The sequence below is a fragment of the Flavobacteriales bacterium genome (genome assembly GCA_016715895.1).
Lineage (GTDB): Bacteria > Bacteroidota > Bacteroidia > Flavobacteriales_F > PHOS-HE28 > PHOS-HE28.
On the sequence record JADJXH010000003.1, the window covers coordinates 1,633,758 to 1,649,522 of the forward strand.

Here is a 15,765-nt window from a genome sequence, read left to right on the forward strand (position 1 = left end):
GCCACGCATGGAGAAGATCACCGAAAGCCCCTCCCTCTACGACGGGCTGGAACACATGACCACCGCCGAGCTGCTCGGCCACATCAATACGGAGGACCGACGCGTGCCCGACGCCGTGGGCCGCGTGCTGCCCGGGATCGCCGCGTTGGTGGACGCCATCGCCGAACGCATGCGGCGAGGAGGCCGACTCTTCTACCTCGGGGCGGGCACCAGCGGCCGGCTGGGCATCGTGGACGCCAGCGAATGCCCGCCCACCTTCGGTGTGCCGCATGGCCTGGTCGTGGGCCTCATCGCCGGTGGCGACCGCGCGATACGCAGGGCCGTGGAGTTCGCCGAGGACGACCGCGAGCAAGGCTGGAAGGACCTTCAGGAGCACGCCATCGGCGCGGACGACACCGTCTTGGGCATCGCCGCCAGTGGTGGTACGCCCTATGTGGTGGAAGCGCTGGAGACCTGCCGGCGACATGGCATCCTCACGGCCTGCATCACGTGCAACCCCGGCGCTCCGGTCACCGCCGTCAGTGACCATCCCATCGTGGTGGTGGTGGGCCCCGAGTTCATCACCGGCAGCACGCGCATGAAGAGCGGCACCGCACAGAAACTGGTGCTGAACATGATCAGCACGGGCGTGATGATCCGGCTGGGACGGGTGAAGGGCAATCGGATGGTGGACATGCAGCTCAGCAACGTGAAGCTGATCGACCGGGGCACCCGCATGGTCATGGAAGGCCTGGGCATCGATCACGACGAGGCGAACGCCCTGCTCAAGCAGCACGGCAGCGTGCGTCGCGCCATCGAGGCCGGACGGAGCTGACGCTACTCCTCCACGAAGTCCATGTCCGTGTGGAAGGTCTCGCGCACACGGAACGTGGCCCAGAAGGCCGCGCCGATGCACACCAGTCCCACCACCAGCGCTCCCGTGACGTTGCCCAGCGGCAGGGCCAGGTACTTGAACGCGTTGGTGACCGGCAGCACGGCCCCACGCACAAAGTTCGGCGTGGTGGTGGCCACCGTGCTGCGGATGTTCGTGCCGAACTGCTCGCCGGCCACGGTGACGAAGATGACCCAGTAGCCCGTGGCGGTGCCCAATGCCAGGCACATCCAGTTGTAGGTGGCGATCGGTGCGCCCCGCATGCCGAAGAGGAAGACCAGCGTGAGCACCAGGTTGGCGGCCAGATAGATCAGGATCACCTTGCGCCGGCTCCGCAACAACTGGCTCAGCAGCCCGCTCAACAGGTCGCCGATGCTGAGCCCGATATAGGCGTACTTGATCGCATCCCCGTTGATGCGCTTCATGCCTTCGGCGTCAAGTGCACTGGTGTCGATGCCCAGCTCCGGCACGAAGACATCCTGGCTGAGGCTGACAAGGACACCGATGACATACCATACGGGCACCCCGATGAGGATGCATCCCACATAGCGCAGGAAGCGGCCCCGATCGTTGAACAGCATCCGCAGATCGCCCTTGCGCACCGCCCGGCCACGCACCTCCTGGAAGAGGCCGCTCTCGAAGGTGCCCACACGCATCACCAGCAGCACAAGACCCATCAGGCCGCCCACGAGGTAGGTGATCTGCCAGCTCATCAGCGCCCGGCCGGTCATCGACGACCACAGCCGCCCGAACCAGGCGCCCTTGTCGGCCACCTCCGCTGCGAACACGGCCCCGAGCGCGCCGAAGGTCACCACGATGAGGGTGCCGTAGCCACGCTTGTCCCGCGGCATGGTCTCGGTGATCAGTGTGATGCCCGCACCCAGCTCACCCGCCAGACCGACACCGGCGATGAACCGCACGATGGCGTACATCGTGAGGTCGTAGGTGAAGGCGTTGGCGATGTTCGCCGCACTGTAGAGCAGGATGCTGCCGAAGAGCACGGTGATCCGGCCCTTGCGGTCACCCCACACGCCCCAGAGGATGCCGCCCACCAGCATGCCCAGCATCTGCCAGTTGAACAGGTCGATGCCCACATCCTTGATCCGGGGATCGCCGGCGCCCAGGATGAACTCTAGGCTCTCCCGCTTCACCACGTTGAAGAGCACCAGGTCGTAGATGTCCACGAAATACCCCAGCGCGGCCACCACCACGAGCAGCAGGGAACGACCGGGGAAGATGTGCCTCATGTGCGGTGGCGAAGGAAACGCAACAGCAGGCACGGTGCAAACCGCACACCGGGAGCGATCTTCGCGCATGCGCTCCGCCCTGCTCCTGTCGGCCAGCCTCCTCGCCATCACGATGGCGGCGCAACGGCCCGCATCGTCCATGCCCTACGACCTGCGGCACCCGGCCCAGGTGATCACCCTGCCCGATCAGCTGGTGGAAGTGAGCGCGTTGACGGATGTGGACCAGGGCAGCGTGGCCTGCGTGCAGGATGAGGCGGCGACCCTGTATTTCATCGGGCTGAAGGAAGGCCGCGTGCTGCGGACCGAGGCCTTCGGAGGACCCGGCGACATGGAAGGGCTGACACGCGTACATGATACGTACCTGGTCCTGCGGAGCGACGGGCTCATCCACCGCCTGCGCTTGCTGGATGGGCGCTGGACCAGCGTGGACACCTTCCGGCTGGACCTTCCGCACCGCAACATCGAGGGCCTCGGCTTCGACGACAGCACCGGCTTGGTGCTCGTGGCACCGAAGGACATCACCAAGGGCGGCCCGGAGCTGCGGGATGCCCGCGTGGTGCACGCCTTCGATCCGGACGATCCGGAACATCGCTGCGTGCCCATGCTGCGGCTTTCCATGGCAGCGTTGCTGGGCGAAGCCAGGGCCATGGGGCTGCGCCTCCCCGAGCGGACCACGGAGAACGGCCGCACCGCACCGGCGCTCAAGCTGCGCTTCTCCTCCGTGGCCGCTCATCCCCGCACCGGGCATTTCTACCTGCTCAGCGCGGTGGACCGCACACTGACGGTGGTGGACCGCAAGGGCGGGCTCATCGACCTCGCCGTGCTGGATGCCGGTGTGCTCCCCAAGCCGGAGGGCATCACCTTTCTGCCTGATGGCGAGCTCGTGCTCAGCAGCGAGGGCAAGGGGCGCACCCCGGTGATCGCATGTTACCCGATGCGGGCCCGCGAGTAACCTCAGTCCGGCTTCATCGATGCGCCGCAATGCGGGCAGAAACGCGCATCCTGCTGTGCAACGCCGGTCCTACAGGTCGGGCAGATGGACACCTCACGCTGGTGCTCCCGGCGGGCGATCTCGGCGCTGACGATGCCGGTGGGGATCGCGATGATGGCGTAGCCCAGGATCATGATCGCCGAGGCCAGGGCCTGGCCGAACGCCGTGCGCGGGGCGATGTCACCGTACCCCACCGTGGTCAAGGTGACGATGGCCCAGTAGATGCTGCGCGGGATGCTGGTGAACCCGTGCTCCGGACCCTCCACCAGGTACATCACCGTACCGAACACGGTGACCAGCGCCAGTACGGCCAGGGAGAACACGATGATCCGGTGACGGCTCGCGTACAGGGCCAGGAGCAGATGCGAGGCCTCCCGCGTGTACGTGGTGAGGCGCAGGATGCGGAACACCCTGGTGAGGCGGATGGCGCGGATGATGGTCAGCGCCTGGGTGCCGGGCACGAAAAGGCTGAGGTAGGTGGGCAGCGCGGCCAGCAGGTCCACCAGGCCATAGAAGCTCAGCACGTACGTGCGGCGGTCGCGGCTCACCCACACCCGCACCGCGTACTCGATGGTGAACAGGATGGTCACCGCCCACTCGGCCAGCAACAACCAGCGGCCATATCGGACCTGGACCTCGCGCACGCTCTCGAGCAGCACCAGCGCCACGCTCAGCACGATGGTCCAGAGCAGCACCACATCGAACAGGCGCCCCGCGCGGGTGTCCGTGCCGAACACGATGCGTTCCAGACGGTGTTGCAGGCGGCTTCGTTCCATCTTCAGGCGAGGATCTCGCGCACATTGTCGCCGATGGTGTCCGCAAGGCGGTCCATCGGCAGGTCGTTGGTGTCACGCCCGAAGGGATCCTCGATCTCCTCGGCGATGAGCTCCAGGCTGGCGAGCACATAGAAGATGAACATGACCACCGGCACGGCCATCCACCCCATCACCAGGGCGAAGCCGAACGGCAGGGTGACGGTGTAGAGCACGATGAACTTCTTGATGAAGGTGCTGTAGGAGAAGGGGATCGGTGTGTTCTTGATCCGCTCGCACGCCCCGCAGATGTCGAGGAAGGCGTTGATGTCCGTGGACAGCACGATGAGCTGTTCCTGCGTGATCCGGCCCTCGCGCACGAGGCGGGCCGTGCGCGCATGCATCAGCCCCACCACCTGTGAGGGCACGTGGTGGCGGCGGTCAATGCGCAGTTCGGGATGGGGTTCCTCATCCAGGCCGAGGCGCGTTTCCTCGCGCAGCAGGTGTCGTCCCAGTTCCATGGCGAACGAGGTGATCAGACGGGCAAAGTGCACGCGGTCCTCGATGTCCTCGGGACGAAGCCACGAGCCCACCTTCACCGCCAGGTTGCGGCTCACGTTCACCAGTGCACCCCAAAGCTTGCGTCCCTCCCACCACCGGTCGTAGGCCGTGTTGGTGCGGAAGACCAGGAGCATGCTGATGGCGAACCCCAGGATATTGTGCATCAGGGTGATGTTCCTCACGCTGTGGTCCTGGGCCAGATGCAGCCACGAGTTCTCCAGCCAGGCCACTGCCGCCGTGATCACGCCCATGAGCATGATCAAGGGGAGCAGCTTGCGGAACGTGTCGCTGCGGTGGAAATGAAAGACAGGCCTGCACCAGTCGCGTGGGTCGTGGGCGATCATCGCCACGAAGGAACGGGATCGCCTTCGGCGGTGATCACTGACCGGGCCGCTGGGCCGGCAGGTGGTCCATGAAGACGCCCTCGGCCACTTTGAACTTGCCCGCATGGCGGCCCGCCGGAACCCGCGAACCCACCGGCGTCACCTTGGCCACATCGTAGCCATACACCTCATGATCGCTCGGCCAGTGGAAGATCCGGTCGGGATCGGGCTGATTGGCCGCGCGCGCCTGCTCCGGCTCCTGTTCCTTCTTCAACCAGGCCGGCCCGGGCGCCTGGGGGAAGCGGCCCTCGCCGAAACCGGTCTTCGGCTTCACCACGATCTGATAGTCCAGCGTGCCGCTGTGCGTGCCCCCGTTCAGCTCCACCAGATCGAAGCCGGTGGCCGTGCGGTTCATCTGCGCCACACCGTTGAACGCCGGCATGTCCACCGGCGTGCAGAACACGCGCACCGGATACTCCGGTGTCACCATGATGATGTCCGCCAGGATGGGGTCCAGGTCCACGTGCGCGCGACCGTTCACCAGCTGCACCGTTCCATAGTCCTGATACCAGTACTCGGGCGACTCCGGGCAGGTGAGCATGATGCGGCCATGGTCCGCCGTGGGGATGATCTCGCTGACGGCCGCCGTACCGGTGATCTTGCGTGCGATGCCGCCCACGGTGGTGCCCACCCACGCGAACGCCTGCGAAACACCGGCGTAGTTGAAGGATTCGAAGTAGCCACCGGCGCGCGTGGTGCTGTTGGAGAAGGCCTGGCCCTCCACACCGATGGCGTCCTGGTTCGCCGCGTCGGCCGTGGAGCTGGACCCGATGGTGAAACCGGGATTGCCCGCCGTGGCCCCGCGGCCGCTGTAGGCACGGAAGCCAACCTGATCGCCGCCCAGCGCCGCATTGGTCACGTTCAACTGCGAGTAGGAACCGGGCGGGTTCACCGTGCCGCTGGCGTTCTGCACATAGTTGTAGGACGAGATCCAGACATCGCTGTAGTTGATGGAGGCCGCCACCGTGGCCGCACCCGTGGACTGGGAGTAAATGGACGTGTAGCCCGCGCTGGGGTTGTTGGCGTACACCCCGGCCCCCTGCACGGTCTGCAAGGGCACGCCGAAGGTGATGTTCGTTTCGCGTCCCAGCCAGCCGCCCACGTTGTTGCTGTGGCCATAGATGGCATCGGCCAGCGCACCACTGTTCACCTCGATCGGCGCCAGCGGGGTGGTGGTTCCCCATCCGATCCGGCCGGTGGCTCCCAAGGTGCGGAAGCGTTCCACGTTGTTCGTGCGCACCACAAGGTCCTGGTTGTCCGTCGTGCCCAGGAAATTGGTCACCGGGGTGGTGCCGGCGTTCCCCGTCAGCGACCAATCGGTCGTCCCCGTCCCGAAGCGGATCCACGAGGCACCGCCCCAATAGTAGAAGCCCGGGGTGACGTTGTTCGGCACAACGCCCGCCGTGGCCGTGTTGTACACCAAAAGCGAGGTCGCCGGCGCCACCACCGGGGCGGCCACGTTGGCTGCGGTGAGCGCGATGCGGGGCACCAGCAGGCCCTTTTTGTCGTTGGCAGGATGCGCTGCGGCATCCAGGTCCAGCAGTGCGCTGGCATCCGGCGCCGCGCCGCTCGCGTTGATCCCGATGTTCTGGCCGAAGGTGGGGCCGGCGATGAGGCCGATCACTAAGAGCGATGGACCGCGCATGCAGATGGGCTTTACAGGATGACGTACTGCCATCCCTGATGGTGGCCTTGGAAAGTTAGCCGATCTTTCGACAGCCGAACGCCCATGTCCACCGACCTGCTCCACACCCTGCGCAATGCCCTGCCCGCCGATGCCGTGTTCGCTGACGAGGAGCAGCGCCGGGCCTACGGGCACGATGAGACGGAGGATCTGAACCACCCTCCCGATGTGGTGGTCAGGCCGCGCACCACGGAGGAGGTGTCCGCGGTGCTGCGCATCTGCCATGCCCTCGAGGTTCCGGTGACCCCCATCGGCGGAAGGACCGGGCTGAGCGGCGGCGCCCTCTGCGTCCAGGGCGGTGTGGGCCTGGCCCTCGACCGCATGGACCGGATCGTGGCGATCGATGAGGGCAACCTGCAGGTGACCGTGGAGGCGGGCGTGATCACCCAGGTGCTGCAGGACGCCGTGGCCGCCAAGGGGCTGTACTACCCCCCCGATCCCAGCAGCCGCGGAAGCTGCACCATCGGCGGCAACCTGGCCGAGAACGCCGGTGGGCCGCGTGCGGTGAAGTACGGCGTCACCCGCGACTTCGTGCTGAACCTGGAGGTGGTGCTGGCCGACGGCACGGTGATGTGGACCGGCGCCAACACCCTGAAGAACGCCACTGGATATGACCTCACCCGCCTCATCGTGGGCAGCGAGGGCACCCTTGCGGTGATCACCAAGGCCGTGCTGAAGCTGGTGCCCATGCCACGGTCGACCCGCCTGATGCTGGTGCCGTTCAACAACGCCGAGGACGCATGCACCGCGGTCAGCGCCACCTTCCGCGCCGGCGTCACGCCCAGTGCGATGGAGTTCATCGAACGCGATGCCATCGCTTGGACGATGCAGCACACCGATGGTCTTCCTGCGCAGCTCTCCACCGGACCGGGCGCCTACCTGCTCATCGAGGTGGACGGCGACCACGACGATGCGCTCATGCGCGACTGCGAGACGATCCTGGGCGTGATGGAGGGGCACGGATGCGGCGAGGTGCTGTTCGCGGAGCACCCCTCGGAGAAGGCCGCCCTCTGGCACATGCGCCGGAGCGTGCCGGTGAGCGTGAAGGCCCACAGCGTCTACAAGGAGGAGGACACGGTGGTGCCACGCTTCGCCCTGCCGCGGCTCCTGGCGGGCGTAAAAGCGATCGGTGCGCGCCACGGGTTCAGCAGCGTGTGCTACGGGCATGCCGGCGACGGCAACCTGCACGTCAACATCCTCAAGGGCGACCTCAGCGACACCTTCTGGGAGCGCGAGCTGCCCAAGGCCATCCGCGAGATCTTCGAGCTCACCGTCTCCCTCGGCGGAACCCTGAGCGGAGAGCACGGCATCGGGCTCGTGCAACGCCCGTACATGGACATCGCGTTCAACGCTGCGCAACTGGACCTCATGCGCGGGCTGAAACGCCTCTTCGACCCCAAGGGGATCCTGAACCCCGGCAAGGTGCTGCCCTAGCGCGGCGGCCCTTCGTACACCAGCGCACCGCGCAGGTACACACGCTCCAGGACAGGGCGTCCCTGTCGGTCCCAGTAGGTCCACCGACCGTCGAAGACGTCGTCCACCAGCGGGCCTTCCTCGCTCTGCACCCCATTGCCGTAATAGCGCCGCCAGATGCCGGTGCGTCGTCCCCTGTGGTACTGGCCCTCCAGCCGCGGTCCGTTCTCCACGGTGTCCGTCCGTGTGAAGCGCAGGTAGGCTCCCTCCCTCAACCCGTCGCGGTAGCCCACCCGCTCATGCAACGCACCGTCCGGGAAGTGATCGGCATACGGGCCGTGCATGCGACCCCGGCGGTAGGTGACCTTCCGGAGCAGCACACCACCCCGCCCATAGGACCTGCTTTCGCCGTCGAGCAGACCATCGCGGTAGTTCACCACCTCAAGCGTATCCCCCTGGTCGTCGAAGGCGGTCCAGGGTCCCGTCTTCCGGTCGTGCTCGTAGCGGCCCTCCTTGCGCACGCGGCCCTCCGCATCGCGGATGCGGGCCACGCCATGTTTGGTGCCCTCCACGAAGGACACCTCGGCCGGGGGAGCGGAGGCCCGATGGGGGGTGGCCGCACCCGGATCCCGGTCCGGCCCGCCCGTGCCGCAGGCGCACTGCAGGATGCAGAGGAGGCACGGGATGACCCGGGCGGTCGCGATGCGCATCGCGCAAAGGTCGCGCGGGATCAGGCCATGACGCGGTCCAGCTCCGCGAGCAGGTCGCGCACGTGGCGGAAGGCATGCACACCGGAGGGCCACCGCACATCGCCGGCACGACCCACCTGCGAACCGCAGAACCAGATGGTGGCACGGTCCATCGGCAGCAGGTTGGTCAGCCCTTTGGCGTAGACCGGGAGGTGCTCCGCACTGGGGAAGGCGGTGATGAAGCTGATGTAGCGCAATGGGCCGTTGGTGAGGGCCGCCAGCTGGGCCAGGTCGTCCATCGGCACGCTCTGCCCCAGATAGACGGTGGGCTTTCCGGAGGCCCGCAGCAGGTAGAGCACATACAGCAGTCCCAGCTCGTGGATCTCGCTCTCCGGCAGGTAGAGCACGGTGAGGGGCCCCTGCCCGATGGCCGGAGGCGGTATCGCATCCACCTCGGCGCAGAGCTTCTGCCGCACCAGGTTGCTCACAAAATGTTCGTGGCTCGGGCAGATCGAGTTGGTCTGCCACAGCATGCCGATGTGCTCCAGCAGCGGCAGGAAGAGCTTCTCCACCAATGCACGGAAGCCCTCCTTGGCCCGGAACCGGGCGCAGGTGCCGTCGAAGAGGGCCTCGTCGAAGGAGAGCATCGCCATCTTCAAGGTGTTCAAGGCCCCGTCCAGGTCCTTCTGGACCACGCTCATCTCCCGCACCAGCTGCTCGCGCTCGGCCAGGCTCAGCTTGGCGATGGCGGAGATCTTCTTCCCGTGCTGGTTGAGGTAGGCGACGTTCAGCAGGGCCTTCAGTTCCTCCAGCCCGTAAGTGCGGATGTTGGTGTCCGTGCGGTCCGGGCGGAGAAGTCCGTAGCGCTTCTCCCAGATGCGGATGGTGTGCGCCTTCACCCCGGAGAACTCCTCCAGGTCGCGGATCTGGAACCGCCATTGGTAGGGACTGGGGGACATGGGCGCGGGCGAAACTAGCTGTTCAGCGTGCATGAACGGATGTTGAACAACACCAGCGGGGCGAAGTAGTTCGGTCCGGGAACAGAAAGGCCCCTGCCAGGTGGCAGGGGCCTTCCGTTCCAAAGAGGGCGGGACCTTAGCGGGCGATGCTCACGGGCAGGGCCACACTGTTGTCCTGGCTGCGCAGGCGCAGCACGTAGGTGCCGGCGGCGAGGTCGCCGGTCGCGAGCGTCACGCGGTCATTGCTGCGCACCATGGCGCTGTTGCCGAGGGCGCGCACGATGCGGCCGCTGGCATCCAGCAGTTCGGCCTCCAGGTTGCGGTCGCCCAGGGCGGGCACCAGGATGTTGAGCAGGTCGTTCGCGGGGTTGGGCCACAGGGTGGTGGCCGCGAGGATGCCGGCGTTCTCGTTCACACCCGTGAAGATGGGCAGTTCGACGAGCGCACCACCGGCGGCCTGGGCCACCCAGAGGCCGAAGGCCGGTCCGTTGCTGTTCTGGGCAGGGTCGAGGAAGCCGCTGGCCACCACGGTGATGGCATCACCCTGCAGGCCAAGGCTGGCCAGCGGGGCCTGGTAGCTCACCACGGGCGTGCCGCCGGCGGTGATCTCCAGCACGTAGTCGTCGGTGGGCGGCTCCAGGTAGTTGCTGAACTCGCCATAGGACAGACCGTTGATCAGCGTGGCACCACCGAGCACGGCGGTCTCGTTCACGTTCACCGTGGGCGCATCCGTGCTGCCATGGAACACCAGGATGTCGGTGTTGTTGGCACCCGAGGTGGCCGTCTCCCGGGCCGGGGTGTACACGTAGATGTTGAAGGGCGTGGCAGGGTTGTAGCCCGTGCCGCTCACGATGCCGTTGGCCACCAGGATGTAGGTGCCGCCCTCCTCCAGATTGTAGCTGAAGTTGGCGATGGCATCGGCCGGATCGGTGCTGTTGGCCGGGGCCACACCCACGTTCAGGTCCACGCCGGCCTGCACATCCACGAAGGGGCTGGCGGTGCGGAAACCGAAGTCGTCGATCAGCGGGCTGTCGTTGAGCCACACATCCACGGTGGAGGCGGCGGCGTCAGCGCTGTTGTGGATCACCTGCACACGGGCGGTCGGGATCGGCGCGGCGGGCAGTTGCACCAGGGCACCGCCGGTGGGCAGGGCCACCCAGAGGCCGAAGGCCGGACCGTTGCTGTTCTGCGCGGGGTCGAGGAAGCCGCTGGCCACCACGGTGAGGGCCAGGTCCTGCAGGGAGAGGGTCTGCAGCGGCGCGCTGAAAGCGGCGGCGATGGCACTGTTGTCCGCGGTGCGCACCTGGATGGTGTAGTCGGCGGTGGGCAGGGGCAGGTAGCCGGCGAAGGAACCGTAGGCCAGGTCGTTCACGGCCGTGGCCTCCAGCACAGCGCTCTCGTACACGTCGACCACGGGGGCGTCGGTGCTGCCATGGAACACCAGGATATCGGTGTTGCCGGCGGTGGCGGCGGCCTCACGGGCGGGAGCGAAGGCGTTCAGCGAGAAGGCCGGCGAGGGGTTGTAGCCCGTGCCGCTCACGATGCCGTTGGCGATGAGCACATAGCGCTCGTCGTCGGCCAGCACGAAGGTGGCACCCAGTCCGGGGATCGTATCCGCCGCGCTGGTGCTGGTGCCGGGGGCGACACCGATCTGCAGGGCCACCCCGGCAGGCACATCCTCGAAGCCCCAGGCCGTGCGGAAGCCGAAGTCGTCGATCAGCAGGGCGCCGTTGACGTACACGTCCACCGAAGCGGCGGCGGCATCAGCGCTGTTGTGGATCACCTGGAGGCGGGCGGTGGGCGCGGTGAAGACCGGCAGCTCCACCATGGCACCGCCGGAGGGCAGGGCCACCCAAAGGCCGAAGCCCGGACCATTGCTGTTCTGGGAGGGGTCCAGGAAGCCACTGGCCACCACGGCCAGACCGAGGCCATCGAGACCCAGGGTTTGAAGAGGAGCGCTGTAGGCCACCAGGGTGTTGGGGTCGCCGGCGGCGCGCACCTCCAGCACATAGTCGTCGGTGGGCAGGTTCAGGTAGCCGGCGAACTGTCCGTAGGCCAGGTTGCTCACGGCGTTGGCGCCGAGCACGGCGCTCTCGAACACGTCCACGGCCGGGGCATCCGTGGCCCCGTGGAACACGAGCACGTTGGTGCTTCCGGCGGTGCTGGTCTCCGTGCCGCCGTTGGCGTACAGCTGGAAGGCGGGCGCCGGGTTGTACCCCGAGCCGCTCACGATGCCGTTGGCCACCAGGATGAAGGTGCCGCCATCAGGCAGGTTGTAGGTGGCGCCCAGGCCGGGGATGGTGTCCGCGGCGCTGGTGCTGGTGCCCGGGGCGATGCCGATCTGCAGGTCCACGCCGGCGGGCACATCGTTGTAGCCCCAGGCGGTGCGAAAGGTGAAGTCGTCGATCAGCAGGGCGCCGTTCACGTACACGTCCACCACGCTGGCCGCAGCGTCAGCGCTGTTGTGGATCACCTGCAGGCGCGCCGAGGGGGCGGTGAACACCGGCAGCTCCACGAGCGGGCCGGTGAAGGGGGGCGCAGCGAACAGGCCGAAGGCCGGGCCATTGCTGTTCTGCGCGGGGTCCAGGAAACCGCTGGCCACCACGGCCAGGCTGAGGCCGTCCAGACCCAGGGTCTGCAGCGGAGCGCTGTAGGCGACCAGGGTGTTGGGATCGCCAGCGGCGCGCACCTCCAGCACATAGTCGTCCGTCGGCAGGTTCAGGTAACCGGCGAACTCACCATAGGCGAGGTTGCTCACCGCGTTGGCGCCGAGCACGGCGCTCTCGAACACGTCCACGGCCGGGGCATCAGTGGCCCCATGGAACACCAGAACGCCGGTGTTGCCGGCGGTCGTGCTCTCCTCGCCGCCATTGGCGTAGAGGTCGAAGGCGGGGGACGGGGTGTAGCCCGAGCCGCTCACAATGCCGTTGGCCACCAGCACGAAGGTGCCGCCATCAGGCAGGTTGTAGGTGGCGCCCAGGCCGGGGATGGTGTCGGCCGCGCTGGTGCTGGTGCCCGGGGCGATGCCGACCTGCAGGTCCACGCCGGCGGGCACGTCGTTATAGCCCCACGCGGTGCGGAAGGCGAAGTCATCGATGAGGAGGCTGCCGTTCACGTACACGTCCACCACGGAGGCGGCCGCGTCGGCACTGTTGTGGATCACCTGCAATCGCGCCACCTGGGCCGTTGCGGGGATCCCGGCCGCAAGCGCGGCTCCGATCAGGGTTGTTCTTGTAAGCATGACGATGGGTTTTGTCGTACGGGAAGGGGAACACGAAGGTCCGACTTTTGTTCATCGTTCCGCGAAAACAGATGAACATTTCATGACAAACAGGACGAGGCCCCCCTTGCGGAGGGCCTCGGAACCGGAAGCAAGGCAGGCTCAGCGCACCACGGTCACATGGCCGAAGAGCTCGTGCCGCTCCTTGGTGATGCCCTCGATCACGAACGCACGGTAGGCATAGACCCCCACGCCGATCTGGCCACCGCTGCCAGTGCCGTCCCACGGCAGGTTGGGGTCGTTGCTTTGGAACATGAGCTGCCCCCAGCGGTCGAAGATCTTCAGGTCGAAGGACTCCAGGTCGATCACATTGCCCCAGGGCTGCCACACGTCATTGATGCCGTCGTTGTTGGGGGTGAAGGAGTTGGGGATCCAGTAGGCGTAGTCCTGCGGCTGAAGGTGGGCCACCACCGTGTCCGGGCTGAAGAAGGTGATGCTCAGCTCTGGCAGGGTGGTGTCCGCCGGGCTGGGATAGTTGTTCTTGATGCTCCAGTTCAGGAAGTCGTAATAGAGCGCCGGCAGCACCTTGATGGGCTTGGCCACACCCTCGGGCACCTGCACCACCGTGGGGAAGGCGTCGTAGATGACCCCGTCGAACTCGATGCGGGCACTGTTGCGGGGTTCCACGTCCAGCATCACACTGTAGGCGATGGGCGGGATGAAGTGCGCCACGATGCGGTCCGTGGTATCCGTGGTGAGGGTCACCAGGCTGTCGTTCAGGCTGGGCCAGATGGTGTCGTTCTGGATCGTCCAATGGCTGAAGGCCCAGCCCGGCTCGGGGATCGGGGCCAGCGTGGTGGTGATGCCGCCGTAGTAGGTGCCCGTGAAGGGATAGGTGGGCAGCACCTGCGAGTTCACCTGGATGCTGCCGCTCAGGGGCGGGTCCACATCGAACTGCACGTCATAGGGACCGCTCAGGTCGTAGCAATCGATCAAGCCATCCTGGATGGTGACGCATCGCGTTTCGATGTAGTCACGCAGCACCTGCACGTTGTTCTGCCAGTCGGCCATGCTGCCGCCCCAACGCGCGATCTGCGCGGGCATCTCGGGCGCGATGTTGCCGATGAGGCTGTCCAGGAAGGGGATCATGAAGTCGCAGCTGAAGAGCGTGTTGCCCAGGTCGATGTAGCGGTTCACGTAGTAGTCGTGCACCATGGGGTTCTCCTGGATCAGCTTCTCGATGATCTCCGTGTGGCCCTGGCCGCCGGGATCGGGCAGGTCCTCCACCGTGCAGGGGTCGGCGTTCGGGCTCTGGTCCGGGATGCCTGTGAAGTTGGCGTAGTGGCCGAAGGTGGCGTCCATGTCCCACAGGATGTAGCCCCATTTCTTGTGGTCCCCGTTGGGGTTCAGGCCACGCCACCAGCCGGTGTTCCAGTTCAACCAGTCGGCGCAGACCGTATAGCTGTTCAGGCAGAAGTAATCCACCAGGCTCTTCCAGTTGAACACGCTGTCCACATAGGCAAAGGCGGTGGGGTCGCCCATGTTGTTGGTGGCGATGAAGGTGCGCAGGGCGTCCCAGTCCGTCTGGGCCTGCGCGCCGCCGTACTCGCTCCAGGTGCCGCCCCAGGTCTTGATGAACTGGATGTCGTACTCGCCCTGGTCGTAGTAGTACCGGGTGAAGTCCGAGTCGTCCACCTTCTCGCGCAGGTCGTACACGCCCCAGTACTGCCCGTTGATGTACACCACGCAGGGCTCATAGCTGCGTTCGTCCACGCGCAGGTTGCCCACCTGGCTCAAGGCCTGCACATAGGCATCACGGATGTGCGCCGGTTGACCCGGACCGAACTCGTAGTTGTCGCCGGCGGCCGCCTTTACGATGAGGCGCTGATACTCGTCGCGGTCCTTGGTCCGGAAGATCGGATAGTGGATGGCGTCGTTGTAGCCGTACTGGTCGCGCGTGACCCAATCGAAGCCGCGCTGGTCATACGCCCACGAGTCCTGGCCGTGTTCATCGCAGGTGCCCACCGCCTCGTCGCGCAGCACCCCGTTGGGGCCGAAGTACTCCAGGGAGGACACGGGCTCGATGCCGCCGTTGCCGAGCAACAGGTCGTCCACCTCATCCCCGGACACGCTGAGGATGGGCACCGTGTGGTTCACACCGATGAAGTAGGTGTTGGTCTCGATGAAGCTGGGCGGCACGCCCGGGGTGGTGCTGAAGCAGGCGGCGCGCACCACGGTGGTGGCGGCGATGTTGAGCGGGGCGGCGTAGGGCGTGCTGGTGGCCGTGGGCGTGGTGCCGTCCAGCGTGTACCGGATGGTGGCGCCCGAAGGCGAGCTCAACGCCACGCTCTGGGGACCGGCGTACACACCGGCAGGCAGGCTGAACTGGGGCTTGGGCTCATAGTCCGCGGAGGCACCGGCATTGGCCGCATTGGGCGTGGGGGTCTGGAAGAGCGACCAGGTCGCGGCACCGTCGGTGGTGCGGCCCCGGCTGTGGTTCTCCTTGCAACGGGCCGAGAGCTGGAAGTCGTCCATGACGTTGCCGCCCGCATCGGCCAGGAGGATCCACTCGTTCTGGCCCTGGCTGAGCTTGAAGTTGGTATGGAAGATGAGCGGCAGGGTGAACATGTCCCGGCTGGAACAGAACACCATCAGACGACCATTCGCCGGCACCTGGGTGCCCACCGGGAAGGCCCACTTGGTGGGGTTGTTGGGATTGTCGCTCAAGTGCCAGCCGCTGATGTCCACCGGTGCACCGGTGGTGTTGTAGAGCTCCACCCAATCCTCGAACTCGCCGTTGTTGTCGGCGAAGCTGGAGAGGTTGCTGGCGCTCACCTCGTTGAGCACCACCTGGGCGCGGGCGCCGAAGGGGGCGGCACAGAGGAGCAGGAGCGGGAGGATGCGGTGGAACGGCGTCAGGGCCATGGGGTTCGGTCGGGGACGACCAAGTTAAGCGAACGTTACTGCATGGAACATGCTGAGCGGCACAAGGTTC

The 15,765-nt window shown here is 66.5% G+C and carries 11 protein-coding genes; 3 read left to right on the plus strand and 8 right to left on the minus strand.

All coding sequences use genetic code 11. The annotated features are described in order from the left end of the window. Positions 1-7 precede the first annotated feature (7 nt). Positions 8-814 carry an N-acetylmuramic acid 6-phosphate etherase gene (gene murQ, locus IPM49_07210; GenBank protein ID MBK9274312.1) on the plus strand — a complete coding sequence of 269 codons (807 nt, stop codon included), beginning with the start codon at positions 8-10 and terminating at the stop codon, positions 812-814. Positions 815-816: 2 nt separating this feature from the next. Here murQ and IPM49_07215 read toward each other — a convergent pair whose 3' ends face one another. Beyond that, complete coding sequence (locus IPM49_07215; GenBank protein MBK9274313.1) at positions 817-2,118, minus strand: MFS transporter; 1,302 nt, start codon at positions 2,116-2,118, stop codon at positions 817-819. A gap of 67 nt (positions 2,119-2,185) precedes the next feature. On the opposite strand from IPM49_07215, the gene IPM49_07220 reads away from it, so the two are divergent. Beyond that, positions 2,186-3,070 (plus strand): SdiA-regulated domain-containing protein, encoded by an 885-nt coding sequence (locus IPM49_07220; GenBank protein MBK9274314.1) that lies wholly within the window; start codon positions 2,186-2,188, stop codon positions 3,068-3,070. A 2-nt stretch (positions 3,071-3,072) separates the two neighbouring features. Here the strand turns inward: IPM49_07220 and IPM49_07225 are convergent, their stop codons facing one another. Genes IPM49_07225 through IPM49_07235 form a run of 3 tightly spaced genes read right to left on the minus strand, consistent with a single transcriptional unit; the run spans position 3,073 to position 6,483 of the window. After that, on the minus strand, positions 3,073-3,885 hold the full coding sequence (locus IPM49_07225) for an ion transporter (protein MBK9274315.1): 813 nt from the start codon (positions 3,883-3,885) through the stop codon (positions 3,073-3,075). A 2-nt stretch (positions 3,886-3,887) separates the two neighbouring features. Then, positions 3,888-4,766 carry a hypothetical protein gene (locus tag IPM49_07230; protein MBK9274316.1) on the minus strand — a complete coding sequence of 293 codons (879 nt, stop codon included), beginning with the start codon at positions 4,764-4,766 and terminating at the stop codon, positions 3,888-3,890. Positions 4,767-4,800: 34 nt separating this feature from the next. Continuing rightward, entirely contained in the window at positions 4,801-6,483 is a 1,683-nt protein-coding gene (locus IPM49_07235) for a hypothetical protein (protein MBK9274317.1), read from the minus strand. A gap of 51 nt (positions 6,484-6,534) precedes the next feature. Between IPM49_07235 and IPM49_07240 the strand changes: the two genes are divergently transcribed. After that, a complete protein-coding gene (locus IPM49_07240) occupies positions 6,535-7,923 on the plus strand; it encodes an FAD-binding protein (protein MBK9274318.1) in 1,389 nt (462 codons plus the stop codon). On the opposite strand, the gene IPM49_07245 is transcribed toward IPM49_07240, so the two are convergent. The 4 genes from IPM49_07245 to IPM49_07260 form a co-directional block, all read right to left on the minus strand. Next, on the minus strand, positions 7,920-8,612 hold the full coding sequence (locus IPM49_07245) for a hypothetical protein (protein MBK9274319.1): 693 nt from the start codon (positions 8,610-8,612) through the stop codon (positions 7,920-7,922). The two genes, IPM49_07240 and IPM49_07245, sit on opposite strands and share 4 nt — an antisense overlap. A 20-nt stretch (positions 8,613-8,632) precedes the next feature. Continuing rightward, positions 8,633-9,550: a MerR family transcriptional regulator gene (locus IPM49_07250; GenBank protein ID MBK9274320.1), complete on the minus strand. Its 918-nt coding sequence runs from the start codon at positions 9,548-9,550 to the stop codon at positions 8,633-8,635. 136 nt (positions 9,551-9,686) lie between these two features. Further along, entirely contained in the window at positions 9,687-12,791 is a 3,105-nt protein-coding gene (locus IPM49_07255; GenBank protein MBK9274321.1) for a DUF4397 domain-containing protein, read from the minus strand. Between the two features lie 141 nt (positions 12,792-12,932). Further along, positions 12,933-15,695, minus strand: a complete 2,763-nt coding sequence (locus IPM49_07260) for a CotH kinase family protein (GenBank protein MBK9274322.1) — start codon at positions 15,693-15,695, stop codon at positions 12,933-12,935. Positions 15,696-15,765 lie beyond the last annotated feature (70 nt).

Coding starts and splice junctions, on each gene's coding strand:
- murQ (MBK9274312.1), top strand. CDS start 8: ATGGAGAAGATCACCGAAAGCCCCTCCCTCTACGACGGGCTGGAACAC.
- IPM49_07215 (MBK9274313.1), bottom strand. CDS start 2,118: ATGAGGCACATCTTCCCCGGTCGTTCCCTGCTGCTCGTGGTGGTGGCC.
- IPM49_07220 (MBK9274314.1), top strand. CDS start 2,186: ATGCGCTCCGCCCTGCTCCTGTCGGCCAGCCTCCTCGCCATCACGATG.
- IPM49_07225 (MBK9274315.1), bottom strand. CDS start 3,885: ATGGAACGAAGCCGCCTGCAACACCGTCTGGAACGCATCGTGTTCGGC.
- IPM49_07230 (MBK9274316.1), bottom strand. CDS start 4,766: ATGATCGCCCACGACCCACGCGACTGGTGCAGGCCTGTCTTTCATTTC.
- IPM49_07235 (MBK9274317.1), bottom strand. CDS start 6,483: ATGGCAGTACGTCATCCTGTAAAGCCCATCTGCATGCGCGGTCCATCG.
- IPM49_07240 (MBK9274318.1), top strand. CDS start 6,535: ATGTCCACCGACCTGCTCCACACCCTGCGCAATGCCCTGCCCGCCGAT.
- IPM49_07245 (MBK9274319.1), bottom strand. CDS start 8,612: ATGCGCATCGCGACCGCCCGGGTCATCCCGTGCCTCCTCTGCATCCTG.
- IPM49_07250 (MBK9274320.1), bottom strand. CDS start 9,550: ATGTCCCCCAGTCCCTACCAATGGCGGTTCCAGATCCGCGACCTGGAG.
- IPM49_07255 (MBK9274321.1), bottom strand. CDS start 12,791: ATGCTTACAAGAACAACCCTGATCGGAGCCGCGCTTGCGGCCGGGATC.
- IPM49_07260 (MBK9274322.1), bottom strand. CDS start 15,695: ATGGCCCTGACGCCGTTCCACCGCATCCTCCCGCTCCTGCTCCTCTGT.